We start from the raw sequence: 25,242 nt of genomic DNA, 5'->3' as shown, positions 1-25,242 counted from the left end.
AGGGGCCCGAGACGCGCTCACCGCTGAGGCGCTTTAGCGGAAGGCCCCACCACCATGGTCGACACCGCATACGTCCTGTCCGACCGCCGCGCGGCGGACATCCCGAGCCAGGGAACCGGCCTGCAGTCGGTGTCCGCGGCGCTCGATGTGCTGGACATGTTCCTCGCCGGTTCCGAGGATCTCGGGGTCTCCGAGGTGAGCAGGCGGCTGGGTGTGGCGAAGAGCAGCGCCCACCGCCTGCTGACCACCCTGCGCGACCACGGCTACGTCGTGCAGACGGAGGACTCGCGGTACCGCCTCGGGCTGCACCTGTTCGAGCTGGGGACGGCGGCCCGCGAGCGATCGCAGCTGGTCCGCGCCGCGTCGGGTGTGCTGGAGGACCTCCGGGACCGGACCGGGCGCACGGTCCACCTCGCCGTGCCGGACGGCGCGTGCGTGGTCTACCTCGAGCGGCAGCAGGCGGTGGCCGTGGTGCCGATCCTCAAGGGCATCCCGCGTCGCCTGCCGGTCCACTGTTCGGCCTCGGGCAAGGTCGTCGCGGCGTTCGACGAGCGGGTCGCGGCGGCCCGACGGCAGGGTGGCTTCGCCGCCATGACCGGGGCCTCCATCCGCTCCGCGGAGCAGTTCGACCGCGAGCTGGCCGCGGTCCGGGCCCGCGGGTTCGCGGTCAACCGCGGCGAGGCCCGCGTGGGGGCGGCCTCGGTGGCCGTGCCGCTGCGCGACGGGTCGGGGCGAGGGGTCGGGGCGCTGTCGCTGGTCACCACCACCGAGGACCTGAACCGGGCGCTCGAGCGCTACCTCCGTCTGCTGGCCTCGGCCAGCCGGACCATCGAGTGCGGGGCGGGGCTGCGGTGATGACGGCGGCGGGCACGGACGGCACGGCGACCGAGTCGACCTCCGTGCTGGACCGGTCCCTCGCCATGCTCGACGCCGTCGCCCAGAGCCAGGAGACGCTGTCGCTGTCCGAGCTGGCCCGTCGCCTCGGGATGCCGAAGTCGACGGCTCACCGCCACGTGGCCCAGCTCGTCGCGCGGGGCCTGCTGGAGCGCGACGACGAGGGACTGCGGCTGGGGATGGCGCTGTTCGAGCTGGGCCACCGGGTACCCGCCCAGCGGGCGCTGCGGGAGGCCGCGAGCGGCGCGCTGACCCGGCTGCAGGCCGCGGCCGGCGGCACCGCGCACCTGGTCGTCCCGGCCCGCGCCGACGTGCTCTACCTCGAGAAGATCTCCGGTGTCGATGCCGTCGGTCTGCCGAGCCGGGTGGGTGGGCGGATGCCCGCCCACGCGACCGCCGTCGGCAAGATGCTGCTGGCGCACCTTCCACCGGAGTCCGTCGATGCGGTGCTGCGGGGCCGGCTGAGGCGCGTCACCCTCCGCACCACGGTCGCGCCCGGTGTGCTCCGGCGCCAGCTCGTCGCCGCGCGGGAGCGGGGGATCGCCGTCGAGCGCGAGGAGGCGGTCGCGGGGGTCTCGTGCGTGGCGGCGGCCGTCCGCGGCGAGACGGGTGCGGTGGTCGCCGCCATCAGTCTCGCCCGGGTGTCCGGCTCGCCGGACTGGGAGGCGCGTGCGGCCCTGCTCCTGCGGACCGCCGCCGCGGAGATCTCGGAGCGGCTCGGTGCGCCGCCGGGTTCCACTCCCGACATGTCGGGAAGACCCCTGCTCCGTCCGGTCGGTCCGGCGTAAGCCCCCCGCAGGGCGGGGTCGCCGGGGTCGGCGAGCCGCCGTCCCCTCGGTGGCCGGGCGAGGGTGGACCCTGTCCGGTGGTCGACGTGGCGTCCCCCGCGGCGGTGCACGACGGTGACCACCCGCGAACGACCGACGTCAACGAAGTGGTCCACGAGTTCCACAAGGAGGCACGGCGTGGCAACGCGATCGACAGGCACCCGCTCCCGCCGCAAGGCGGCTCCACCACCGCTGACGGAGCGCGACCCCGAGCTGCTCAGGCGCATCCACCGGTTCATGGTCCTCACCCGCGCGGTCGAGGACCGCATGGTCGCCATGTACAAGGGCGGGGACCTGCTGGGGTCGCTCTACACCGGACACTGGCACGAGGCGATCAGCGTCGGCGCCGCGTCGGCGGTGCGGGCCGACGACTACATGGCGCCGCTGCACCGCAACCTCGGAGCGCACCTCTGGCGTGGGATGGAGCCGTGGCAGGTGATGGCCAGCTTCATGGGGAAGGCGACGTCCCCGACCGGCGGCCGGGACGGGACGCTGCACTACGGGCGCCTCGACCTCGGGCACTACAACCCGCCGAGCCACATCCCGGCCAACTTCCCGGTCGCGACCGGGATGGCCTTCGCTGCCCGCTACCGCGGCGAGGACAAGGTCGCCCTGGCGTTCTGCGGGGACGGCTCGACGTCGCGGGCGGACTTCCACGAGTCGCTCACCCTGGCGTCGGTGCAGAAGCTGCCCAACGTCTTCGTGATCGAGAACAACCAGTACGCGTACTCGACTCCGCTGAAGCTCACCTCGGCCTCGGAGACGTTCGCCGCGAAGGCGGTCGCGTACGGGATGCCCGGGGTCAAGGTCGACGGCACCGACGTGCTCGCCGTGCACGACGCCGTCGCGGAGGCGGTGGCCCGCGCACGGGAGGGCGCCGGACCCACGCTCGTCGAGGCGGTGACCATGCGGATGCACGGCCACGCCGAGCACGACCCGGCCGACTACGTGGTGCAGGACCTCTTCGAGGAGTACGCGAAGAAGGATCCCGTGGAGCTGTTCGAGAACGTGCTGATCGCCGGTGGGGTGCTCGACGACACCGGGGCCAAGCAGGTGCGCGAGGACGCGCGGCAGCACGCGATCGCCGCGCGGCGCAAGGCGCTCGCCGACCCGATGCCCGACCCGTCCGACATCGAGGACGGCGTCTATGCCGACTGACAACGGGAACGCCACGTACCTGGACGCGGTGGGGCTGGCCCTGGACGCGGAGATGGACCGCGACCCGGACGTCTTCATCATCGGCGAGGACGTCGGGCAGTTCGGCGGCGCCTTCAAGGTCACGAAGGGCTTCCTGGAGAAGTTCGGCGCGCGGCGCGTGGTGGACACGCCGATCGCCGAGACCGGTTTCACCGGTCTCGCCGCCGGTGCCGCGCTCGTCGGGCTGCGGCCCGTGGTCGAGTTCCAGTTCGCCGACTTCATCTCGTGCGCCTTCGACCCGATCGTCAACGTGCTGGCGCGCCACCACTGGCGAACCGGGGACCCGATGCCCGTCACCATGCGTGCCCCGTTCGGCGGCCGCCTGCGGGCGGGCCCCACGCACTCGCAGAGCGTGGAGAGCTACTTCGCCCACGTGCCCGGGATCAAGATCGTCATGCCGGGTACGCCGGAGGACGCCGCGGGCCTGCTGGTCAGCTCGATCCGGGACAACAACCCGACGCTGTACCTGGAGAACAAGTACCTGTACCGGCGGCTGCGGGCGTCCGGGCCGATCTCGCTGGACCCGATCCCGCTGGGGGTGGCCAAGGTGGTCCGCCCGGGCACCGACGTCACCCTCGTGACCTACTCGGCGGGGGTGCACCAGGGCGTGGAGATCGCCGACGAGCTGGACAAGGACGGCATCTCGGTCGAGGTGGTCGACGTGCGGACCCTCGTCCCGCTCGACGTCGAGACCATCGCGAACTCCGTGCGGAAGACCTCGCGTGCCGTGGTCCTGCACGAGGCCGCGAAGCGGCTCGGCTACGGCGCGGAGATCGCCGCGACCATCCAGGAGGAGTGCTTCTGGCACCTCGACCAGCCGGTGGTCCGGATCGCCGCCCGCAACACACCGACACCGACGAGCCCTCCCCTGGAGGACGCGGTGATCCCGCAGCCCACCGAGATCGCGGAGACGCTGCGGAAGGTGGCCAGGGCGTGAGCGCGGACTACGACCTGGTGGTGCTGGGCGGGGGTCCCGGCGGCTACGCCGCGGCCCTCTACGCGGCGTCCGCCGGACTGACCGTGGCTCTGGTCGAGAGCGCGAGCGTCGGCGGCACGTGCCTGCACCGGGGGTGCATCCCGGCCAAGGCCCTGCTGCACGCGGCGGAGGTGTACCGGACCGTGTCCGCCGCCGCCGAGCACGGCGTGCGCATCGTCGGCGATGCCCAGCCGGACTGGCCCGCGGCGAACGCCCGCAGGTCGAGGATCGTCGACCAGCTCCACAAGGGACTCTCGGGGCTGCTCAAGCGGCGCAAGGTGACCGTCGTCGCCGGCTTCGGCACGCTGACCTCGGACGGCGCGGTGTCGGTCGGCGGTGACACCCTGCGCGGGCGCGCGGTGATCCTCTGCACGGGCTCCGCGCCGCGGTCCATCCCGGGCATCGACGTCGACGGCACCACCGTGGTCACCTCCGACCACAGCACCAACAGCGACGCCGACCGGCTCCCCGAACGCGTCGCGGTCATCGGCGGTGGCGTGATCGGTGCCGAGTTCACCTCGGTCTACACCGACCTCGGGGTGGCCACCACGCTGCTGGAGGCCCTTCCGCACGGTGTGCTCCCGGTCGGGCCCGACCGCGACTGCGCCGACGTGCTGGCGCGGTCGCTGAGGAGGCGGGGCGCGGCGATCCACCCCGAGGCTCGCGTCGGGACGCCCGAGCGCACCTCGAACGGGATCGTGGTGCCCTTCGAGACCCCCGACGGCTCGGACAAGCTCGAGGTAGACCAGGTGCTCGTCGCCATCGGTCGCCGTCCGGTGACCGAGGGCATGGGGCTGGCCGAGGCGGGCGTCCGGGTCGACCGAGCCGGGTTCGTCGAGGTCGACACGACCACGATGGCGACGTCGCGGCCGGGGGTGTACGCGGTCGGCGACTGCGTCGCGACGCCCGGGCTCGCGCACGTCGCCTACGCCGAGGCGGTCGTCGCCGTGGAGAGCGTCCTGGGCGAGAGCCCGCCGCCGGTCGACTACGGCAAGGTCCCGTGGGTCGTCTACACCCATCCCGAGGTGGCCTGGTCCGGCCTGAGCGAGGCCGAGGCGCGCGCGGGCGGCTACGACGTCGAGGTGCACAAGCACACCATGGCGGGCAACGGTCGAGCCATGATCCTCGGCGAGACCGACGGCCTGGTGAAGGTGGTCGCCCAGAAGGACGGTCCGGTCCTGGGCGTCCACGTCGTCGGCCCGTGGGCGAGCGAGCTGGTGCACGAGGGGTACCTGGCGGTGAACTGGGAGGCGCTGCCCGGCGACGTCGGCCGACTCGTCCACGCGCACCCCAGCCTCTCCGAGGCCATCGGCGAAACCATGATCACCTTCTCCGGCCGTTCCCTGCACGGCTGATCCGGGAGCTGCGACGATGTCAGACGAGTGGGTCGTGACCATGCCCAAGCTGGGGGAGTCGGTCACCGAGGGCGAGATCACCAGCTGGTTCAAGGCGGCGGGGGACGAGGTCGCGCTCGACGACCCGCTGTTCGAGGTGTCCACCGACAAGGTGGACTCGGAGATCCCGAGTCCCTACGACGGCGTGCTGCTGGAGATCCTCGTGGCGTCGGGGGAGACCGTGCCGGTGGGGACGCCGCTGGTGCGCATCGGCGCTCCCGGTTCGGCCGCGGCGAGGGCGCCCGAGCCGAGCGCCGGGAGCGATGCGGCGGCGGCCGGCGGCCCTTCGCACGGCGGACCGGCCGCGTCGAGCGGGAACGGGTCGGCGGGACCCGGCGACGCGGGGCGTCCTCCGGCCTCCGGTCGGGTGCGCGACATCACCATGCCGAAGCTCGGCGAGACGGTCACCGAGGGGACGGTCGGGAACTGGCTCAAGCGGGCCGGCGACGCCGTCGCGATGGACGATCCCCTGTTCGAGGTCTCGACCGACAAGGTGGACTCGGAGATCCCGAGTCCCTACGACGGCGTGCTGCTGGAGATCCTCGTGCCCGCGGGCGAGACGGTCGTGGTCGGGACGCTGCTCGCGCGGATCGGCGAGCCGGGCGAGGACCTCCCGCAGGCGCCCGCCGAGCCCCTGGCCCGGCCCGCCGGGGCGCAGCCCGCCTCGGCGAACGCGCCCATCGCGCCGAACGGCGCCGCGGAGCGAGCCGGCGGGGGCCGGATGTTGTCGCCGCTCGTCCGGCGGCTCGTCGGCGAGTTCGGGCTGGACGTCGCCGGGATCCCCGGCACCGGTGTGGGTGGGCGGATCCGCCGCGAGGACGTGGAGAAGGCGCTGGCCGCCGCCCCTCCCGCCACGCCTGTCGCTCCTGCCACGCCTGTCGCGGTGCCGCGCGGCGCCGTGCCCGCCCCCAAGGTGGGGGAGCGCGACGAGGTGCAGCCGCTGTCGCGGATGCGGTTGGCCATCGGCGAGCGGATGCTCCATTCGGTGCGGGTCGCGCCGACCGTGTGGACGTCGGTCGAGGTCGACCTCGACGCGGTCGAACGGGTTCGCGCGAAGCACAAGCAGCGCTTCCGCAAGGAGGAGGGCATGTCGCTGACGCAGCTCGCCTTCGTCGCCAGGGCGGTGTGCGACGCGCTGCGCGCGTTCCCGAACGTGAACTCCTCGCTGGACATGGAGTCGAAGAGCCGGATCCTGCACCACTACGTCAACCTCGGCATCGCGGTCGACCTGGAGGAGCAGGGCCTCGTCGCGCCCGTCATCAGGGACGCGGACGCGCTGAACCTGCGCGGTCTGGCCCGTGCCATCCGGGCGACGGCACAGAAGGCGACCAGCGGCAGGCTCGCCGCGGACGACCTGAGCGGGTCGACCTTCACCCTCACGAGCCCGGGTCCGATCGCCGACTACGCCTCGGCACCGATCATCAACCAGCCGAACTCGGCGATCCTGTCCCTCAACATGATCACCAGACGGCCGGTCGCCGTGGGGGACGCGATAGCCGTCCATCCCATGACGGTGCTCGGCTTCACCTACGACCACCGCGCCTTCGACGGCGTCACGGCGTCGCGGTTCATGGCTCACGTCCGCGACAGCCTCCAGGACCGGGACTGGGAGGCGGAGGTCGGCTGACCGTGTGCTCGGCAGTGGGAGGAACAGCCGCATGACCCGGGCCACCGTCGACGTGACCGAGGTGGCGCCCGGTGTGCACCGGATGGCGCTCCCGCTCGGGGTCCACGGCCTTCCGAGCGTGAGCGCCTACCTCCTGCACGACGCCGACGGCGACGTGCTCGTCGACTGCGGGATCGCCGCGGGGGGCGACGACGTGGCCGGCGGGGTGGACGACGACTCGTGCGGAGCTCTCGACGCCGCGCTGCGCGCTGCCGGGGGAGCGCTGGGTCGCGTGCGGCGGCTGGTGGTCACCCACGCCCACGTCGACCACTTCGGCCTGGCGGGGGAGGTGGTGCGCCGCAGCGGCGGCGAGCTGTGGATGCACGAGGACTCGCGTCTGGAGATCGACGGCTACCGCGACCCGGACGAGGCTGTCGACCGTCGTGAGCTGCTGCTGGCCGACCACGGCCTGGACGGGCCGGACCTCGCGCGGAGCGCAGCCGGCCTGCGGGACTGGATGACGGTGATGCCGTCGATCGGGGTGCCGGACCGCCTGCTCTCCGGCGGGGAGCGCCTCCCCGCGGGCGGCCGGACCTGGGAGGTGCTGCACACGCCTGGCCACTCGCCTGGACACGTGTGCCTGTGGTCGGCCGCCGACCGCGTGCTGTGCTCGGGTGATCACCTCCTGCAGATCGCCTCTCCGCCGGTCACCTTCGAGCGGGGTTTCGAGCCCGACCCGATGGGGCGCTACCTCGACTCGCTGGACCTCGTCGCGGGCCTCGGACCCGAGCTCGTGCTGCCCGGCCACGGACCGCCGTTCCCCGACGGCGCCCGTCGGGCCCGCGCGATCGCCGGCGGCAAGCGGCGTCGGCTCGACCGGGTGTACGAGCTGGTCCAGGACAGGCAGCGGGTCGGTCCGGGGACGACCGTGACCGAGCTCGCCGCCGAGCTCGTCCGCGGGCCGCTGACCGCCCCGCAGCGGCACCTCGTCGTCGCCGAGATCCTCGCCCATCTCGCCTGGTTCGAGACTCGCGGTGTCCTCGGGAGGGCACGACGGGCGGACGGGGTGTTCCTGTGGCGGACGACCGACAGATGACCGCACACCTCCTTCGGCGCGGTCGGCGCGTCGGCCCACGCTGCGGCCGCAGGCACTGTCCCCCTCCCTCCGCCGCCAGTAGGATCGGGCCACCCGGTGGCACAGCCGGCCGTGGTGCCGCCCGGGATGGTCCGTCGAGGCAGACCGAGGCACCGGTGGCCGGGTTCGTGTGGTGTCGGCCGTTCGCCGGGGGCCGACCGGAAGTGCCCGTGACCGCGCGGAGCGGACGAGCCAGCAGCGGAAGGATGCCCGCCAGTGCACAAGGACATCGTGGTTCGGCAGCTGCCGAACTTCATCAACGGCGACTTCGTCGAGACCGGTGACACGTTCGACGTCCTCTACCCGGTCACCGGTGAGGTCACGGCCCAGGCGCACCGGGCAGGCCAGGCGGAGGTGGACGCGGCGGTGGCCGCCGCCCGGGCCGCGCTCACCGGCCCGTGGGGAGGGCTCGCCCAGGCCGAACGCTCGTCGATGATGCGCGCGATCGCCGACGGAATCGTGAAGCGGTTCGACGACTTCCTCGAGGCCGAGGTTCTCGACACGGGCAAGCCCAAGGCGGTCGCCTCCCATGTCGACATCCCTCGTGGCGGCGCCAACTTCGCCACGTTCGCGGACATCGTCAAGGACCATCCCACCGAGGCGTTCCGGCTGGACACCCCGGACGGCGCCGGGGCGCTGAACTACGGGGTCCGCCGCCCACGGGGGGTCATCGGGGTCATCTCGCCGTGGAACCTCCCGCTCCTGCTGATGACCTGGAAGGTCGGCCCCGCCCTGGCGTGCGGCAACACGGTCGTCGTCAAGCCCTCGGAGGTCACCCCGTCCACGGCCACCCTGCTGGGCGAGGTCATGAACGAGGTCGGCGTGCCGGCCGGCGTCTTCAACGTGGTGCACGGCTTCGGCGAGACCGGCGCGATGATCACCTCGCACCCGGACGTCGACGGCATCACCTTCACCGGCGAGACCGGCACCGGCTCGATCATCCTCAAGGCGGTCGCGCCGACCCTGAAGGCCTCGTCGATGGAGATGGGGGGCAAGAACGCGGGCATCGTGTTCGAGGACGCGGACCTGGACCTCGCCGTCGCCGAGCTCGGCCGCTCCTGCTTCCTGAACACGGGCCAGGTGTGCCTCGGCACCGAGCGTGTCTACGTGCACGAGTCGATCTTCGACACGGTCGCCTCGCGACTGGTCGACTACGCGAAGAACGAGCTGCGCTACGGCTACCCGGACGACCCCTCGACCAACTTCGGCCCGGTGGTCTCCGACGAGCACCGCGACAAGGTGCTCTCCTACTACAAGCTCGCCGAGCAGGAGGGCGCCACGGTCCTGCACGGTGGCGGTGCACCGGTGTTCGGGGACGAGCGCGACGGCGGCTCCTGGGTGGAGCCGACGATCTGGACGGGCCTGGCCCACGACAGCCGGGTCGCCACCGAGGAGATCTTCGGGCCCGCGGTCGCGCTCATCCCCTTCCGCGACGAGGACGAGGTCGTCAGGCTGGCCAACGACACCAGGTACGGCCTGGCGGCGACCTTCTTCAGCACCGACGTGTCCCGCGTCCACCGTGTCGCCCCGCGGCTCGAGGCCGGGATCGTGTGGGTCAACAGCTGGTTCCTGCGCGACCTGCGGACGGCCTTCGGCGGCATGAAGCAGTCCGGCATCGGTCGCGAGGGCGGGGTCCACGGGCTGGAGTTCTACACCGAGATGACCAACGTCTGCGTCAAGATCGGGACCTGACCCGGGTCCCGGGGCGGACCGGCCCGCCGAGCGGGCCTCGGGGTGGCTACCCCTCGTCGCGGGCCGGTCCGCCGCTCAGCGCCGAGGCTCCTTCCTCGGCGATGTCCACGTCCTGTTCGATGGTTCCCCCGAGACTCCCACGGCACCGATCATGCGCCCGTCGACCACGAGCGGGACGCCGCCACCGAAGACCGTGAGCCGGTCGGTCTTCACGATTCCGTGCAGCAGGGGTCGGCCCGCCGTTGGTCCTCGCGGACACCGCCGATGCGGTCGCGGCCCGCGACGCGCTGCTCCTGGAGAGGTGAGGGCCCGGACCCGTTCCGCCGACCGGGTCCGGCCACGCCGCCGTCGCCCCGCGGAACGTCGCCCCGGAGGTGGCGGGTGGAGCCGGCCGGGCGTGCCGCGGAGCCGGCGGCGATCGCGCTGGTGGGCGGCCCAGGGACGCCGCCGCCCGGCGACCTTCGCCCGACCCTCGTCACCCCTCCCGCAGGAACGACCGGACGAGGTCGGTGAAGCGCCGTGCGTGCTCGATCTGCGTCCAGTGCCCGCACCGCCCGAACATGTGCAGCTGGGACCGGTCGATCAGTTCGTGCAGGCGGCGCGACGTGTCGGGCGGGATCACCTTGTCGTCGCGACCGTGCACGATCAGCGTCTCGTGGGGCAGCGCGGCGATCTCGTCCTCGGGGGTGCACAGCGCCTCGACCCAGCGCTGCCGCGGCGCGGGGAACATCGAGGCGAACGCCTCCTGCAGGCCGTCCTCGAGGCTCGCGCGGTAGCGCACGGCGGCCAGCTCGTCGTCGACCAGGCCGCGGTCGAAGGCGAAGAAGTCCAGGCAGCGCCGCATCGCCTCGATCGAGGGCTGGTAGCCCCAGACGGTGTCCAGGCCTTCGGTGAGCCGGAAGTCCACGCCGACGCTGCCCATCAGGACGAGGCGGTCGACGCGGTCCGGGTGCCGGGCCGCGAGGCGGAGGGCGATCGCACCGCCGAAGCTGTTGCCGACGACCGACGCCCGATCGAGCCCCAGGGTGTCCAGGAGCGCGACCACCTGCGCCACCCAGCCGTCGAGGTCGTAGCGCGCCCCGGCGGGCCTTTCGGTGAACCCGAACCCAACCATGTCCGGCGCCACCACGCGGAACTCCTCCGCGAGCGCGGGGATGGTCAGCCGCCAGTTCGCGTAGGCGCTCACCCCAGGCCCGGAGCCGTGCACGAGCACAACCGGCGAGCCCAGGCCGGCTTCCAGGACGTTGCTGACGAAGCCGCCGGTGCGCACGGCGGTGCCGATCTCGGGCCGCGGGTTCGCCGGGGTCGCCGGGGCGGCCATCATCTGCAGGACGAGGTCTTCCATGAAGTCCAGGTCGACCGGCTTGCGGGCGCCCCCGGTGCCGGCTCCCACTGCGTCGCCTGCCTCCCCGTCACCCTCGGCGACGAGCAGGTCCGCCCCACCGGCCGCGCGGTCGGCGCCCGCGGTGTCGAGGACCGACAGGCGGAAGCTGCGGTCCCGCCAGGCGAGCACGAACGACAGCCTCCCGGTCCCGACGTCGTCGCGCAGCGTCACGCGGTCGGCGCCCGGGTCGAGCATCGCGTTCGCCTCGGCGAGCACGTGCTCGGCCCGTGCGCGCAGCGCGAACCACTCGTCGACGGCCACCGCGATGGTCGCCCGCTCGCTGGCCACGTAGCGCGGCGCGGTCACGACCGACGCGTCCCCGGCCGCCGCCTGGCGCACCTTCAGCATGAAGGGGGTGAAGACGACGTCGCGCTGGCTGGTCTCCCGGATCATCGCGACCTCAGCAGGGGGCTGCGCAGGCCGCCGGGGCCGTTCTTGTCGCTCATGTCGAAGAAGTCCTCCCGATAGATGTCGCGGGGGAAGAGCCGCTTGCGCATCAGGCTCTTCAGCGCGGCCTCCACCATGGGCGGGGGGCCGCAGAGGTAGGCGACGTGTCCGCGCAGGGTCTCGAAGTCCCGCTCGACCGCGTCGGTCACCAGCCCGTGCCGCACCCCGGGGACCTCCTCGTCGGAGACGCACGGTCGGTAGCTCAGCGACTCGGGGTGCGCCTGTTCGAGCTCCTCGAACACGGTGCGGTCGTAGAGGTGGCCCTCGGTGCGCGCACCATGGTAGAGGTACATCCGCCGGGGCTGGTCCGAGGCCAGGACGTGCCGGACGATCGACTTCAGAGGGGCCAGGCCGGTGCCGCCCCCGATGAGCACCATGGGCTCCTCGCGGGTGGGCCGCAGGAAGAAGCGACCGTACGGGCCCGCCAGCTCGAGCCGGTCGCCGACCGCCAGGTTGCGGAACACCCACCCCTCGGTGGCGAGACCGCCCGGGGTCAGCCTGATGTTGAGCTCCACCCGCCCGGACTCGCCCGGGGGGTTCGCCATCGACCAGCTCCGCGTGACGCCCTGGCCGGGCACGGTGACCTGCACGTACTGGCCCGGGTTGAAGGTGATCTGGCCGTCGAGGTCCAGGACGACCCGCCGGATGTCCGTGCCGCAGTCGTCGATGCGGGCCACCGTGCCCACGTGGTCGACGACGGGGTGCGTCTCGATGCCGTCCTCGGCATCGACGTCCGCCTCGATGGTGACCGCGGACCGCGGCGTCGCCACGCAGATCAGGCCCTTGCCCTCCGAGCGCTCGAAGTCCATCAACGCGTAGCTCGAAGCGTCGTTGTGCTCGACCTCGCCCTCGACGATCTCGACCTTGCACGTCCCGCACGTGCCGTGGGTGCAAGCGTGCGGGAGCCAGACCCCGGCCCGCAGGCAGGCGTCCAGGATGCTCTGGTCGGCCCGGCACTCCACCTGGCGGCCGAGGGGCTCGACACTGATCGGGAAGGACTCGGTCATGGTCTCTCCTGGGTTGTCGGCAGACGGACGGGGGCGCGGAGCGCGGGCGCGCTCCGCGCCCCCGGGGCGAGGCGGTCGGCCTCAGGTGACGACCGTCGTGAACCGCTCGTTGACCTCGCGGCCGATGTAGAAGATCCCCTGGTCCAGGTGGTCCGCGGTCCAGGTGATCGTCGGGAAGTCCGGTCCCGTGATGTACCCGCCCGAGAAGACCTCGTTGCGGTTCCCCGACGGGTCGAAGAAGTAGATCGTCTTCCCGCGGGTGATGCCGTGCCGGGTCGGGCCCACGTCCACCGAGACGTCGTCCATCGCCATGATGTCCCCGGCCCGCAGGATCTCGGCCCAGTCCTCGAGCCAGTAGGCGAAGTGGTGCAGCTTGTTGTCCTCGCCCTTGATCACGGCGATGTCGTGGGCCTTCTGGTTGCAGTACATCCAGGTCCCGATCAGGTCGGGGTCGGCCGGGTCCGTGACCAGCCGCTCCGACGGCCGGAAGTCCAGGACCTCGCCGAAGAACCGCTCGGCGAGCGCGGGGTCCTCGGCGGTGATGAGGGCGTGGTCGAGCCGGTGGACCGCGGCGCCGCGGGCGTCGCGGGGCCAGGGGTCCGGGTTCAGCACCCCGGTCGCGGTGCCCGAGTACTCGATGTCGTTGTAGAACTCCACCGTGTGCCCCGACGGGATGGTCACCTGCAGCACGTCGCCGACAGCGAGGTTCTCGCCCTTGCTCAGCCTGCGGGTCGTGGTGCCGAAGCGCTGGGCCCGGTGCTCGATGGTGGTGAGGTCGTCCTCGCTCTCGACCTTGTAGCCCAGCTTGACCAGACCGACGCCACCCTCCTCGAGGACCACGGAGTGATGGTCGAACTCGTCCCACGCCTTCAGGTAGGCGACGCCGCCCTCCTCACGGACGAGGGTCTGCCCGAGGGTGTTGGAGTAGTGCTCCACCGCCTCGCCGAGGTCGGTGACGCGGACGTGGGCATAGCCCAGCTTGATGACTCCCATTCTGGATCCTCATTCTTCGATGACGGGCCCGGGTGAGCCCCCGGGAGCTTGTTTCCTCAGCGTGTCGCGCGCGATGCCGAACGCGAGCGGGACGGCCAGACGGAACCGGTTGGACTCGCGCATGCGCAGCACGACCTCTGGGGAGACCGGCACGGCGCGGCAGGTGAGCACCACCCCCGACTCCCGCTCCTCGTCGGTCAGCACGGTCGGGGCGACCGCCCTCTCGTAGGCGATCTCCCCCGACTCGAGGTCCAGCTTGCAGATCCCGCAGCCCCCCCGGCGACAGCCGTAGCGGTAGGTGAACCCGTCCCGGCAGATGGCCGAGAGAATGGTCTCGCCCTCCCGCACGGGCAGCTCGACGTCGCCGGGGAGCAGCCGCAGGCGCCGCACCTAGGCCGGCCCCGTGCGGAAGGACACGACACCCTTGTGCGGGATGCCGAGCTCCTCCAGGGTCTGGTCCGGCTTCGGCTCGATCGGCTCGTCGTCCCGCCTCCACGAGTGGGGCGCCGCCGGGTCGTAGTCCGGGTCGGCGGCGGCCCACTCGTCGACCATGGCCGCCTTGAACTGCGCCCACGGCATCGCCCGCGGTGCCCGGAGGCAGGCGGCCGCGCACATGAACATGTTGTCCGCCCAGTAGACGTGGATCAGCTGGTCGTCGCCGTAGAGCTCGATCCGGTCGCGCGAGGGGAAGTCGTACTCGGTGTAGAGCGCGGGGGCAGGCATCACACACCGCCCTCGGTGTGCCACTTCGCCCAGTTCTGCTGGTCGACCGAGCCCGCGTACTCGCCGTTGTCGCGCCCGAGCTCGTAGCCGTACCACGACAGCACGTCCGGGATGGTCGCCCCGCCGCAGTTGCCCTGGTAGATCTGGTGGACCGGCAGCCACGCCTGGACGTACTTCGCCGGCTCGCGCTCGAAGATCCACTGGCAGCCGTCGGAGCAGGTGTTGAACCGCTCGCCGCGGTACTCGCTCACCCGGAAGGCCACCCGCGTGGGGTCGCCCGGCTCGCTGAAGAGCATCGGGATCTGGCAGACCTGGCACAGCTGCGGCAGCCCGCGCGAGAAGAACCGGTTGCCGGAGTCCTGCATGCGGGCCGCCTTCTCGTACAGCGGCCGGTAGTGCTGGTCGAAGGTGGTCGGGTACTGCGCCGACATCCAGTCCAGCTCCTCCTTCGGCGGCACCGTCGTGGTGAACGCCGCCGCGTGGGAGAACTGGTAGAGCGTCCAGTGCACCTGGTGGCTGAGGTACTCCTTCTCCGCGATCGCCTGGTCGAGGTGGCGCGGCGGCTTGATGCCGAAGTACTCCAGGTCCGGGAAGAGGCCGTCGAGCATCTGCTGCTCGAAGTACAGCTCGAAGGCCTCCTTCCAGCTCATGACCTTCTTGGGCAGGAAGTAGTCCTGCATGCAGGCGACCAGGGCCAGCAGCCGGTAGGCCCGCCAGAACCACTTGTCGATCCAGTCCTGGATGATCGGTACGTTGCCCTCGTCCTGCTCGAGCAGGAACTTGATGGCCTCGAGGCCCAGCGTCATGTGCCGGCTCTCGTCGCTTTGCGCGGAGAACCCGAAGCTCATCGTGGCGAGGTCGCCGTTGAAGCTCGCGCCGCTCATGAACGGGACGAACAGCAGGTTGGTCAGGAGGTACTCGAAGCTGAACGAGATCGCCGTGAGGAACTCGAAGGGCCCCGCGGTCAGCCCGTCGTCGAAGAACGACTTCGGCACCGACAGGTACCAGACCCGGTCGTGCATCTTCCCCGGCGAGTGGAAGCCGTCGTAGTACTTGTTGTAGACCGAGATGGCGTGCGTCTCGGTCTGGAAGTGGCGCAGCTCGTCGATCGACTGGCACAGTGCCGCGAACCGCGGCCCGGGACCGTCGAGGTGGCGGGCCAGGTAGGAGAAGTGCCGGTGGGCCTGGTACTCCAGCGGCGCGACACCCTGCAGGAACAGCCGCAGCGCGTTGAGGTAGCGGGCGTCGGCGAGACCGAGGTGGCCCTGCCCCTGGGTGAAGCTGTCGAACACCGCGTACAGGCGCTTGTCCTTCTCGGCCTGGTACTTGCTGTAGGCGTCCACCGTGAGCCGGAAGGGGTCCTCCCACGCGTCCCAGTCGTGGACCTTGATCCCCTCGAAACGGGTGTAGGGGTACAGCTTCTCCGAGCTCACATAGCTCGGAGACCAGTCGAGGTCTCGGGTGAGGAGCCGGTAGCGCTCCCGCATGGATGCCTTCGCCATGGTCACTCCTAACTGTTCCACTTGATGCGGATCTGGTCCTCGTCCCACTCGTCGATGTGGCCCGAGTAGGTCACGATCGCCAGCTGGAACTCCTGGGTGTCCCACGGACGCCCGAGGTGTGACTCCACGGTGCTGCGCCGGATCACCAGCTCGCCCGGCGTCGAGATCTTGACCAGGCCGGGCATGCGCCGCACCGACGCCTCCGGGTGGTCGGCCTCGATGGCGTCGACCAGCGCGCGGGTCTGTTCGTTGTCCTGGAGGTCGACCCCGCAGGTCCGGACCCTGGCCCGGGTCGTGTCGCTCATGGTGTCCCTTCAGTCCAGCTCGGGCGCGGTGACGCCGAGCTTGTCGAGCCGGGCGGTGAGGTCCGCGGCGGCCTGTGAGGTCGCCGCTCGCAGGTCGGGCAGGGCGGGGTCGACGCCGTCGACGAGCCCGCGGAACGCGGTGAGCGCGGCGGGCGCCCAGCGCGCCGCCACCGCGGCCAGGAACTCCCGGTTCGCGGCCCCGTGCTCCGGGTCGTCCGCCCAGGCGGTCAGCAGCGGGTCCAGCCAGCGGCGCTGGTCGGCGTACCAGGTGCCGAAGTGCTGGGCGAGCAGGCTGTAGGCCGGGGCACCCGCGCCGAGCGACTCCCGCTCCAGGTGGCCGAACAGGACCGGGTAGACCAGCGAGTCGAGGAGCTCGACGGCGAGCACGCCCTCCGCCCAGTCCTCGGCGACCATGGCCTCCTCGGTGTAGCGGCGCAGCGCCTGCGCACCCTCCCGCTCGACCCAGGCGGTCTTCGCGGCGGCGAGCGAGTCCGTGCCGCCGCCGCTGAGGGCGAGCCCCACGGTGCTGAGGAGCTGGGCGTTGCCGATCCGGTCCATCGCGGCCAGACCCACCGGCTGCGAGATCGAGGTCCCCCACGCGAAGCGGCAGCCGTTGGACGAGATCAGCTGTGCGGCGGACTCGTAGTGCCGCAGCGGCAGCACGACCTCCACCAGCAGCGCCTGCCACCCCTCGCCGAGCGCCCCCAGCAGGCCGCGCTGCTCGACGTAGGCGAGGGTCTTGGCGAAGGCGTCGTAGTGCTCGGCGCGCGCGGTCACCCAGGTCGCGTAGTAGAACTGCCGAGGGTCCGAGTAGTCGTACGGGTCGGTGAGCTTCAGCGCGGTGTAGTCGGGGTCGTAGGGCTCGCGGTCGGGGGCCCAGTACGGGCGGTAGTGGAAGTTCTCGGTCGCCTGGACGTCGAACGTCGCCTCCTGGTAGCGCGACGGCGGCCTGTCGCCGAATCGCTCGACGAGGTGCGTGAAGGCGTTGCGACGCGGCTCGATCGTCTGCGTCCGTAGCTCGTAGCTCATGTGACCTTCGGAGTCCTTCCTCGGGAGACGGCGTCGACGCCCGGCACCGGCCTGCGGTGCGTCGCGTCCGGTGCGCTCCCGCAGATCTCGCCGGTCGGCGGTCGTGCCGGACTCGACCACTTTCGGGCGGCGGGCGCCCGCCGCACAGCAACGTTCCTCATCGCGGAACGAGACGCCCCGGCCCCCCGCCGGAGGGCCTAACAATGCTCTCGGCCACACCACGACGGTGCGCCGCCGCCCAGGAAGGAGCCGTGCGATGCCGAAGCCCCTCGACCGGGGGAGGTCGTCGTTCGCCCCCGCGCCGTCACCGCTGCGCCGGTACCCACGGACCCGACCGAGCATGCCGCTGGGCGCCGCGGAGGCCCGAGGCCGGCACGACGCCGTCCTGGCCCAGGCGAGGCTCATCGCCGCGGCCGAGGAGGGCCTGCGGGTGGCGGAGGAGTGGGGCGACGGCGAGACCGTCGTCGTGCTGCGGGCGGGCACCGCCCAGACCCGCCTCGTGACCCGCTTCGTCGGCGGTCACGCGTTCTGCCTGATGTACGGCGACGGACGGGACTCCGACGGCGCCCGGGAGCTGGTCGACGGCGAGCTGCGCACGCTGGTGGACCTGCTGCTCGACCCTTCGTACGGCTCGGTGCGGGCGACCGCCTGAGCGGCCCCGGCCCGACCGGCCCGACCGGGCCTGCCTGCCGACGCGCGACGAGACCCGAGAACCCCGCGGACTGGGAGAGGAAACGGAGACACGATGCCCCGCCTTGCTCGATCTGACTGGTACGACATCACCCGCGACATGAACTGGAAGACCACGTACGTGAAGGAGGAGGAGGCCTGGCCCGCCGAGCTCTCCAACCCCTACGGCGTCCCGACCGAGCAGTGGTGGACCTGGGACGAGCCCTACAAGGTCACCTATCCCGAGTACGTCCACAACCAGTACGGCAAGGACGCGAGCGTCTACTCGTTCAACGAGGTCGTCGGTCGGTCGACGATGTTCGACCGTCTCGACCCGGGCTGGAAGTCGGCGATCATCGCGCACTACGGGGCCATCGCGGTGCCGGAGTACCTCGCCAGCATCGGCGAGTCGCGGATGGGTCGCTTCGGCCGTGCCGCCGCATGGCGCAACATGGCGATGTTCGGGACCCTGGACGAGACCCGCCACGGCCAGATCCAGACGTACTTCCCCTACGGCCTGCTGGCCAAGGAGCCCCGCGCCGACTGGGCCCACAAGGCGATGCACACCAACGAGTGGGGCGCGATCGCCGCCCGGCACCTCTTCGACGACATGTTCACCGGCAACGACGCGGTGTCCACCGCGATCCAGCTGACCTTCACCTTCGAGACCGGGTTCACGAACCTGCAGTTCCTCGGCATGGCGGCGGACGCGATGAAGGTGGGCGACCTCGACTTCGGGGCCCTGATCTCGTCGATCCAGACCGACGAGGCCCGCCACTCCCAGCAGGGTGAGCCGACGATGAAGATCCTGGTGGCCAACGGTCGCGAGGACGTGGCGCAGAAGCTCGTCGACCACATGTTCTGGCGCTCCTGGCGGGTGTTCGCGCTGCTCACCGGGCTGTCGATGGACTACTACACGCCCCTGGAGCACCGCACCCACTCGTTCAAGGAGTTCATGACCGAGTGGATCTGCAAGCAGTTCCTCGACCAGTTCCGGGACTTCGGGCTGGAGAAGCCGTGGTACTGGGACAGCCACTTCATCCCCGAGCTCGACTGGTACCACCACGCCCTCCACATGGGCATCTGGACCTGGCGGCCCACCGTCTGGTGGAACCCGGACGCGGGCATGTCCGGCGAGGAGCGGGAGTGGCTCGAGGCGAAGTACCCGGGCTGGAACGACACGTTCGGCAAGCAGTGGGACGTGGTGACCGACAACGTCCGTGCCGGACGCATCGAGGCGACCCTGCCCGAGACGCTGCCGATGATCTGCAACATGTGCCAGATCCCCGTGGTCAGCCCGATGGGGCACCTGCTGGGCAAGATGGACAGCCCGCTGCCGCGCCAGCACGTGCGCAACGGCCGCAAGTACACCTTCTGCGGCGAGATCTGCGAGTGGATCTTCGTCCAGCAGCCGGAGCGGTTCCAGGGGCACCTGACGCTGGTCGACCGCTTCCTGGCCGGGCAGATCCAGCCTCCCACCCTGGAGGGGGTGCTCGCCTACATGGGCCTCTCTCCCGAGGAGATGGGGCAGGACGCCACCGGGTACGCCTGGGCCCGGACCGAGAACGCGTCGCTCCCGATCGCAGGCTCCTGAACCGGCATCCCGCAGAGAGGCAGCCGAAATGGCACTGTTCCCCCTACAGGCGTTCTTCGAGGGCGACTTCGTGGTCCTCGTCGTCCCGGTCGACGACGAGGACTCGATGACCGCCATCGCGGAGAAGGTCGCCTACCACGTCGTCGACCGCCGGGTGGCCGCGCAGGACCGGCCCATGCAGGTGCGCCACGAGGGGCGCGTGCTCGCGGGTCAGGACACCGTGGTCACCGCGGGTGTCGGCCCGATGGACGTGCTCCAGGTCGGGTACGCCTGATGGCGGACGTGGAGGTGAAGTGGTTCGACGTGGAGGGCGCGGCGGACCTGTGGCAGGGCGACCTGCTCGACGCCGAGGTCGGTGGCGACCAGGTGCTGCTCGTCCACCACCTCGACGGCACCTACAAGGCCTACCAGGGCGTCTGTCCGCACCAGGAGATCCTGCTCGCCGACGGCGGGTGGGACGAGGACACCGGCGTGCTGACCTGCTCGGGCCACAACTGGGAGTTCGACATGAAGGCCGGCGTCGGCATCAACCCCTCCGGCTGCAGGCTCTTCGAGTACCCGGTCCGCGTCCGCGACGAGGGCGTCGAGGTCGGGATCCCCCAGGACGGCCAGTCCCACTACAACCGCTGTCCCGGAACGTGAGGAAGCGATGACCACACAACCCAGCACGGCCAAGCTCGTCGGGCCCATCATGCGCGGGGTCGAGGGCGCGGTCGTCGACGCGGTGATCGGCGCGATCGAGATCGACAACCCCGACTCCGAGGTGCTGATCGACGACCAGGGCGGGTACGTCCGCATCTCGGTCCCGGACCGGTGCGTGCTCACCCGGGCGAGCCTCGAGGAGGAGCTCGGGCGCTCGATGACCCTCAGCGAGCTCGAACCCGCGCTGGCCTCCTTCGCGGGCCGGGTGAAGCAGACCGACACCGAGTTCGTCTGGTACCTTGAGAGGCAGGATTGACGTGACCACCCCAGCCCAGCGCCGCCGCGCGCAGAAGACCTGGAGCATGTTCGGCCAGGTCAAGCGCAAGCCGACGCCCTACGAGGCCGTCACCGGGATGTTCCACAGCCACTTCCGGCACGAGCCCGCGCCGTTCGAGATGGACCCGGCCACCCCCATCAACCTGTGGTACCTCAAGCACCGGGAGGGCTCGCCCTTCCAGGTCGACGACTGGGAGGGCTTCCGGGACCCGTACAAGCTCACCTACAAGGACTACGTCGCGCTCCAGCACGAGCGGGAGATCTACGTCGACGGGCTGATCGACCGCTACGAGGTCGACGCGTTCGTCTCGGAGATGGACCCGGCGTGGCTCGAGACGCTGCGCGGCTTCCTCGTGCCGCTGCGCTTTCCGCTGCACGTCCTGCAGATCACGAGCCTCTACGTCGGCCAGATGGCGCCGTCGTCGTACATCACCAACTGCGCGAACTTCCAGGCGGCCGACGAGATGCGCCGCATCCAGCGGATCGCCTACTGGACCCGGGTGCTCGCCAACGCGCACGGGGCGGAGATCGCGGAGACCGACCCGGCCCGGCGGGTCTGGTGTGAGGACCCGAACTGGCAGCCACTGCGCGAGGCCCTCGAGACCGCGCTGATCGCCTACGACTGGGGCGAGGCGTTCGTCGCGCTCAACCTGGCGCTCAAGCCCGCCGTCGACGCGGTCGTCAACGGCGGCCTCGGGGCACTGGCGCTGGCCAACGGCGACCAGTTCGTCGGTGCGCTCTGCTCCGAGTTCGCCCTCGACTCGCGGCGGAGCAGGGATTGGAGCCGGGCACTCGCGCTCTACGCGATCGACCGCAAGCCCGAGCACGCCGACCTGCTCGGCGGCTGGGTCCAGGAGTGGCGCCCGCGGGCCGACGCCGCCGTGGCCGGTCTCGCGCAGTCGCTGGTCGGTCCCACCGGTGCGGACGCGGCGGGGGTGGTTGCCGCGGTCCGCGACGAGCAGGACGCGTTCCTCGCCGAGACCTCGCTCTGAGACCGTGGGCGCGGACGACTCCCGCGGCCCCGGCGGCTTTCGGGTCCAGGTCGCCGGGACGGACCACGAGGTCGTGGTCCGTCCCGGCGACCGGATCCTGCCCGCCGCGCGGCGGGCCGGGGTGTGGTTGCCCTTCGAGTGCGGGTGGGGCACCTGCGGCACGTGCAAGGTCACGCTGGTCGAGGGGGAGGTCGAGGGCCTGTTCCCGGCCGCCCCCGCCATCGACCGGCGCGACGAGCGACGGCGGCGGATCCTCACCTGCCAGAGCACACCGCGGTCGGACGTGGTGATCAAGGCCCTTCGCGTCGGGGAGGTGGAGGAGCGGCCGACCCGGGACCACGCCGCCGTGCTGGTCGAGTCGGAGGAGCTCGCCCCGCAGGTGCGACGCTTCCGGTTCCGCACGGACGAGCCGGTGTCGTACCGCCCGGGCCAGTACGCGATCCTCGACCTGGGACCCGACCTCCGGCGCTGCTACTCGATGGCGGGACCTCCGGGTGGCTGCACGGTGGACTTCATCGCGAAGCGGTACGACGGCAAGCCCGGCAGCGGGCGGCTGTTCGAGCTCGAGATCGGCGACGAGGTCCCGATGGAGCTGCCCTACGGGGACATGTGGCTCCGCGCGGGAGAGCGCCCCGTGGTGCTGACCGCGGGCGGCACCGGGGTGTCGGCGGTCCTGGCCATCATGCACCAGCTCGCCGCGTCCGGTTCCGAGCGCGAGGTGCACGTCCTCTACGGAGTCAACACGGAGGCGGACCTCGCGGCCCACGACGAGCTGTGCGAGCTGGCCGCCAAGCTGCCCGCTGCGCAGGCGCACGCGGTGCTGCTGCGTCCGTCGGAGGCCTGGACCGGGCGCGCGGGCCTGGTGACGGACGCGCTGGCCGACCTGCTGGAGGGCGTCGACGACGCCGAGCACTACTTCGCCGGTCCCCCGGTCATGGTGGACGCCGTGACCGCCCTGCTCCGCGAGCGGGGCACGAGCCTGGACCGGGTCCACTACGACCGGTTCGGCTGACCACGAGAGACGGGGCAGACCATGAGGGCAGCTGTGTACCACGGCCGCGGGCCGTGGCGATCGAGGACGTGCCGGACGCGACCGTCCAGGAGGACGGCGACCTGGTGGTCCGCACCGTCGCCGCCTCGATGTGCGGTTCGGACCTCTACCTGTTCAACGGCGAGGTGGAGGCGCTCGTCGCCCCCGGCCACACCACGCTCGGCCACGAGATCTGCGGGGAGGTGGTCGAGGTGGGCCGCGGGGTCGGCCGGTTCAGGGTGGGTGACCGGGTGACCTTCCCGTACTCGGTCAGCTGCGGACGCTGCGTGTCCTGCCGGGCCGGTCAGACGGCGCACTGCCTCACGACCGGTAAGGCCATCTACGGGTTCGGGACGGCGTTCGGCGACCTCGGCGGGAGCCACGCGGAGTACGTCCGCGTGCCGCGCGCGGACGACCACCTCGAGGCGGTGCCGGAGGAGTTCGCCGACGACGTCGTGCCGTTCCTGTCGTGCAACCTGCCCGCGGCCGTGATCGCGGTGGGCGCGGCCGACATCGGCCCCGCCGACTCGGTGGCGATGGTCGGCTGCGGTCCCACCGGGCTGCTCGCCCTCGACCTGGTCCGCAGGCGCACGGCCGGGACGGTGTTCGCCTTCGACCCCGTCGCCTCACGCCGCGAGGCGGCCGAGAAGCTGGGCGCCGTGGCGGTGGATCCCGGCGACCAGAGTGCGGTGGCGGCGGTCGTCGAGCAGACCGACGGGGTGGGCGTGCACAGGGTCGTGGAGTTCGCGGGCCGCGGCGCCGGCTTCGACCTCGCGATCGCGCTGGCCAGGCCCGGTGGGAAGGTGTCCGGCGGCGGGGTCTACCTCGAGCCCGACCACCCGACGTCGCTGTACGATCTGTACTTCAAGAACCTGACGCTCGAGCTCAACGGTTTCGCGAACGCGAAGGTGGCGCAGTGGGAGGCCATGCGGCTGGTCCGGGCGGGGGTCATCGACCCGACGGCGGTGCTCACCCACCGGGTGCGGCTCGACGACCTGCCCGAGGCGGCTGTGCGCTTCGCCGAGCGCGAGCCGGGATTCCTCAAGATGCTGATCACGCCGTGACGGCCGCGGCCCCGTACGACGAAGGACGACAGGAATGACGACTCTCGCGAAGGAGCGGGCGCAGGCCCTCTACGACGCCCGACGGACACGTGTGCCCATCGCGCCGTTCACCGACGAGGACCCCACGCTCGGGATGGCCGACGGGTACGCCATCCAGGAGGAGCTCGTGTCCCTCCTGCTGGCCGACGGCGACCGGATCGACGGCTACAAGGTCGGTCTGACCTCCGAGCCGATGCAGAAGATGATCGGCGTCGACTCGCCGGACTACGGGCCGGTGCTCGGCTCGACCGTGTACCGGGACGGCGCCGAGATCCCGCTGCACCGCTTCATCGCGCCGAAGGTCGAGGCAGAGATCGTCTTCGTCCTCGGCGAGGCGCTCCGCGGACCCGGGGTGACGACGTCGGTGGCGCGGGCCGCGCTGGCGGGCGCCGCCGCGGGAATGGAGATCGTGGACTCGCGGATCGCGGGCTGGCGGATCAAGCTGGCGGACACCGTGGGGGACCTCGCCTCCAACGGCGCGGTGGCGATCTCGAGCCGGATCGTCCCGCTCGAGGACATCGACTCGCGGCTGCTGGGGATGACCCTGACCCGCAACGGCGAGCTGATCGACACGGGAGCGGGCGCCGCGGCGCTCGGTGACCCGGTCGCCGTCGTCGCGTGGCTGGCGAACGTGCTGGGCGAGAACGGGGTCACGCTCGAAGCGGGTCACGTCGTCATGACCGGTGCGCTGCACGCCGCGGTCGCGATGCAGCCGGGGGACGTGTTCCGCGCCGACTTCGACCGGCTCGGCCCCGTGACCGTGCGGGTGGGCGAGTGAACACGGCGGACGCGGTCGCGCGGCTGACCAAGGCCGTCGCGGACCGGACGGCGATCGGCAGACTGACCGACGAGTACACCGGACTCGACCTCCCGGCCGCCTACGACGTGCAGCGCGAGCTCCGCTCGGCCGCCGGCGAGCTCGCCGGGTGGAAGCTGGGGCTGACCTCGCGGGCCAAGCAGGCGCAGGTGGGGGTGGCGGAGCCGGTCTACGGGTTCCTGCCCGCGGCGGGCGCGCTCGACCTCGGCGAGGTGCTGGAAACAGGCCGCCAGATCCAGCCCCGGTGCGAACCGGAGATCGTCTTCACCCTCGGCCGCGACCTCGGTGGTGCCCACGTGACCGCGGCCGAGGTGCTCGGTGCCTGTTCCGGCGTCGCGGTGGGCATCGAGGTCCTCGACTCAAGGTACCGCGACTATAGCTTCACGACCGCCGACGTGGTCGCCGACAACACCTCGGCGTCGAGGTTCGTCGTCGGTGCCCCGGTCTCGCCGCAGGGCATCGACCTGCGCCTGGTCGGTGTCGTCCTGGAGAAGAACGGCGTCGTCGCGGGGACGGCGTCGGGAGCGGCCTCGCTCGGGCACCCCGCCGCGGCGGTCGCCTGGCTCGTCCGCTGTCTCTCCGCGGAGGGCCTGTCGCTGCGGGCCGGTCAGGTCGTGCTGTCCGGAGGGCTGACCGCCGCCGTCCCGGTCGGTCCCGGGGATGTCGTCGTCGCCTCGATCGACCGGCTCGGCTCGGTCGAGCTCGCCTGCCGGTAGGAGGGATCCGTCATGCCGTTGGTCCAGGTCACGTTGGCGCGTGGGCGCACGCCCGAGCAGCTGCGTGCGCTCGGTGAGCTGCTCACCGCCGCCGTCGAGGAGGCGGTCGGGGCTCCCCGGGCGTCGGTGCGCGTCGTGCTCAGCGAGTGCGAGCCCGAGCACTGGTTCGTCGGGGGTGAGACCCTGGCCGCACGTCGGGCACAGAACACCGTCCCGTAGCCCCGCGGGTCCC

Annotated in this window: 28 protein-coding genes; 19 read left to right on the top strand and 9 right to left on the bottom strand. The window is 71.7% G+C overall.

Annotation, left to right across the window (positions count from 1 at the left end; genetic code table 11):
* Nucleotides 1–54: 54 nt before the first annotated feature.
* The 8 genes from L3X23_RS19040 to L3X23_RS19005 all read left to right on the top strand — a co-directional run bounded on the left by L3X23_RS19040 (nt 55) and on the right by L3X23_RS19005 (nt 9,721).
* Complete coding sequence (locus L3X23_RS19040) at nt 55–855, top strand: IclR family transcriptional regulator (RefSeq protein ID WP_237193476.1); 801 nt, start codon at nt 55–57, stop codon at nt 853–855.
* Nucleotides 834–1,682, top strand: coding sequence for an IclR family transcriptional regulator (locus L3X23_RS19035; protein ID WP_237193475.1), 849 nt, complete (start codon nt 834–836; stop codon nt 1,680–1,682). The genes L3X23_RS19040 and L3X23_RS19035 overlap by 22 nt, the downstream gene beginning before the upstream one ends.
* Before the next feature lie 177 nt (nt 1,683–1,859).
* Complete coding sequence (locus tag L3X23_RS19030) at nt 1,860–2,879, top strand: thiamine pyrophosphate-dependent dehydrogenase E1 component subunit alpha (protein WP_237193474.1); 1,020 nt, start codon at nt 1,860–1,862, stop codon at nt 2,877–2,879.
* Entirely contained in the window at nt 2,869–3,855 is a 987-nt protein-coding gene (locus L3X23_RS19025) for an alpha-ketoacid dehydrogenase subunit beta (protein WP_237193473.1), read from the top strand. Before L3X23_RS19030 ends, L3X23_RS19025 begins: the two co-directional genes overlap by 11 nt.
* Complete coding sequence (gene lpdA, locus L3X23_RS19020) at nt 3,852–5,249, top strand: dihydrolipoyl dehydrogenase (protein ID WP_237193472.1); 1,398 nt, start codon at nt 3,852–3,854, stop codon at nt 5,247–5,249. The genes L3X23_RS19025 and lpdA overlap by 4 nt, the downstream gene beginning before the upstream one ends.
* A 40-nt stretch (nt 5,250–5,289) precedes the next feature.
* Nucleotides 5,290–6,915, top strand: a complete 1,626-nt coding sequence (sucB, locus tag L3X23_RS19015; protein WP_237198065.1) for a 2-oxoglutarate dehydrogenase, E2 component, dihydrolipoamide succinyltransferase — start codon at nt 5,290–5,292, stop codon at nt 6,913–6,915.
* Between the two features lie 31 nt (nt 6,916–6,946).
* A complete protein-coding gene (locus L3X23_RS19010) occupies nt 6,947–7,990 on the top strand; it encodes an MBL fold metallo-hydrolase (RefSeq protein ID WP_237193471.1) in 1,044 nt (347 codons plus the stop codon).
* Between the two features lie 255 nt (nt 7,991–8,245).
* Nucleotides 8,246–9,721, top strand: coding sequence for a 2-hydroxymuconic semialdehyde dehydrogenase (locus tag L3X23_RS19005; protein WP_237193470.1), 1,476 nt, complete (start codon nt 8,246–8,248; stop codon nt 9,719–9,721).
* 75 nt (nt 9,722–9,796) lie between these two features.
* On the opposite strand, the gene L3X23_RS19000 is transcribed toward L3X23_RS19005, so the two are convergent.
* The 9 genes from L3X23_RS19000 to L3X23_RS18960 form a co-directional block, all read right to left on the bottom strand.
* Nucleotides 9,797–9,934 carry a heme-binding protein gene (locus L3X23_RS19000; RefSeq protein ID WP_237193469.1) on the bottom strand — a complete coding sequence of 46 codons (138 nt, stop codon included), beginning with the start codon at nt 9,932–9,934 and terminating at the stop codon, nt 9,797–9,799.
* A gap of 262 nt (nt 9,935–10,196) precedes the next feature.
* Nucleotides 10,197–11,498, bottom strand: coding sequence for an alpha/beta fold hydrolase (locus L3X23_RS35880; RefSeq protein ID WP_305080934.1), 1,302 nt, complete (start codon nt 11,496–11,498; stop codon nt 10,197–10,199).
* The gene (locus tag L3X23_RS18990) at nt 11,495–12,559 is read right to left on the bottom strand and encodes an NADH:ubiquinone reductase (Na(+)-transporting) subunit F (RefSeq protein ID WP_237193468.1); all 1,065 of its coding nucleotides are present in this window, start codon (nt 12,557–12,559) and stop codon (nt 11,495–11,497) included. Before L3X23_RS18990 ends, L3X23_RS35880 begins: the two co-directional genes overlap by 4 nt.
* A gap of 81 nt (nt 12,560–12,640) precedes the next feature.
* Complete coding sequence (locus L3X23_RS18985) at nt 12,641–13,552, bottom strand: catechol 2,3-dioxygenase (RefSeq protein WP_237193467.1); 912 nt, start codon at nt 13,550–13,552, stop codon at nt 12,641–12,643.
* 9 nt (nt 13,553–13,561) lie between these two features.
* Complete coding sequence (locus L3X23_RS18980; RefSeq protein WP_237193466.1) at nt 13,562–13,942, bottom strand: 2Fe-2S iron-sulfur cluster-binding protein; 381 nt, start codon at nt 13,940–13,942, stop codon at nt 13,562–13,564.
* Nucleotides 13,943–14,275, bottom strand: a complete 333-nt coding sequence (locus tag L3X23_RS18975; RefSeq protein WP_237193465.1) for a phenol hydroxylase subunit P4 — start codon at nt 14,273–14,275, stop codon at nt 13,943–13,945. It abuts the gene before it with no gap.
* Nucleotides 14,275–15,777 (bottom strand): YHS domain-containing protein, encoded by a 1,503-nt coding sequence (locus L3X23_RS18970; RefSeq protein ID WP_237193464.1) that lies wholly within the window; start codon nt 15,775–15,777, stop codon nt 14,275–14,277. The genes L3X23_RS18975 and L3X23_RS18970 overlap by 1 nt, the downstream gene beginning before the upstream one ends.
* An 8-nt stretch (nt 15,778–15,785) precedes the next feature.
* The gene (locus tag L3X23_RS18965; protein ID WP_237193463.1) at nt 15,786–16,082 is read right to left on the bottom strand and encodes an MmoB/DmpM family protein; all 297 of its coding nucleotides are present in this window, start codon (nt 16,080–16,082) and stop codon (nt 15,786–15,788) included.
* A 9-nt stretch (nt 16,083–16,091) separates the two neighbouring features.
* Complete coding sequence (locus tag L3X23_RS18960) at nt 16,092–17,111, bottom strand: phenol 2-monooxygenase (protein WP_237193462.1); 1,020 nt, start codon at nt 17,109–17,111, stop codon at nt 16,092–16,094.
* A gap of 256 nt (nt 17,112–17,367) precedes the next feature.
* Here L3X23_RS18960 and L3X23_RS18955 point away from each other — a divergent pair, with 256 nt between their 5' ends.
* The 11 genes from L3X23_RS18955 (at nt 17,368) to L3X23_RS18905 (ending at nt 25,229) form a co-directional block, all read left to right on the top strand.
* The gene (locus L3X23_RS18955) at nt 17,368–17,763 is read left to right on the top strand and encodes a hypothetical protein (protein WP_237193461.1); all 396 of its coding nucleotides are present in this window, start codon (nt 17,368–17,370) and stop codon (nt 17,761–17,763) included.
* 138 nt (nt 17,764–17,901) lie between these two features.
* Complete coding sequence (locus tag L3X23_RS18950) at nt 17,902–19,374, top strand: toluene monooxygenase (RefSeq protein WP_237193460.1); 1,473 nt, start codon at nt 17,902–17,904, stop codon at nt 19,372–19,374.
* 28 nt (nt 19,375–19,402) lie between these two features.
* Nucleotides 19,403–19,648, top strand: a complete 246-nt coding sequence (locus L3X23_RS18945; protein ID WP_237193459.1) for a toluene-4-monooxygenase system B family protein — start codon at nt 19,403–19,405, stop codon at nt 19,646–19,648.
* Complete coding sequence (locus L3X23_RS18940) at nt 19,648–20,016, top strand: Rieske 2Fe-2S domain-containing protein (protein WP_237193458.1); 369 nt, start codon at nt 19,648–19,650, stop codon at nt 20,014–20,016. The genes L3X23_RS18945 and L3X23_RS18940 overlap by 1 nt, the downstream gene beginning before the upstream one ends.
* Before the next feature lie 7 nt (nt 20,017–20,023).
* Nucleotides 20,024–20,332 (top strand): MmoB/DmpM family protein, encoded by a 309-nt coding sequence (locus L3X23_RS18935; RefSeq protein WP_237193457.1) that lies wholly within the window; start codon nt 20,024–20,026, stop codon nt 20,330–20,332.
* Nucleotide 20,333: 1 nt separating this feature from the next.
* Nucleotides 20,334–21,344: a toluene hydroxylase gene (locus L3X23_RS18930; RefSeq protein ID WP_237193456.1), complete on the top strand. Its 1,011-nt coding sequence runs from the start codon at nt 20,334–20,336 to the stop codon at nt 21,342–21,344.
* Nucleotides 21,345–21,348: 4 nt separating this feature from the next.
* The gene (locus L3X23_RS18925; RefSeq protein WP_237193455.1) at nt 21,349–22,356 is read left to right on the top strand and encodes a 2Fe-2S iron-sulfur cluster binding domain-containing protein; all 1,008 of its coding nucleotides are present in this window, start codon (nt 21,349–21,351) and stop codon (nt 22,354–22,356) included.
* A 53-nt stretch (nt 22,357–22,409) separates the two neighbouring features.
* The gene (locus tag L3X23_RS18920) at nt 22,410–23,438 is read left to right on the top strand and encodes an alcohol dehydrogenase catalytic domain-containing protein (protein WP_237193454.1); all 1,029 of its coding nucleotides are present in this window, start codon (nt 22,410–22,412) and stop codon (nt 23,436–23,438) included.
* A 34-nt stretch (nt 23,439–23,472) separates the two neighbouring features.
* Nucleotides 23,473–24,255, top strand: coding sequence for a 2-keto-4-pentenoate hydratase (locus L3X23_RS18915; protein WP_237193453.1), 783 nt, complete (start codon nt 23,473–23,475; stop codon nt 24,253–24,255).
* On the top strand, nt 24,252–25,010 hold the full coding sequence (locus tag L3X23_RS18910; protein WP_237193452.1) for a 2-keto-4-pentenoate hydratase: 759 nt from the start codon (nt 24,252–24,254) through the stop codon (nt 25,008–25,010). The genes L3X23_RS18915 and L3X23_RS18910 overlap by 4 nt, the downstream gene beginning before the upstream one ends.
* A gap of 12 nt (nt 25,011–25,022) precedes the next feature.
* Nucleotides 25,023–25,229 (top strand): 2-hydroxymuconate tautomerase, encoded by a 207-nt coding sequence (locus tag L3X23_RS18905; RefSeq protein WP_237193373.1) that lies wholly within the window; start codon nt 25,023–25,025, stop codon nt 25,227–25,229.
* Nucleotides 25,230–25,242: the final 13 nt, after the last annotated feature.

This window comes from Pseudonocardia sp. WMMC193, from assembly GCF_021728735.1.
Classification (GTDB): domain Bacteria; phylum Actinomycetota; class Actinomycetes; order Mycobacteriales; family Pseudonocardiaceae; genus Pseudonocardia; species Pseudonocardia oroxyli.
This window is presented reverse-complemented; position numbering and strand designations above follow the sequence as displayed.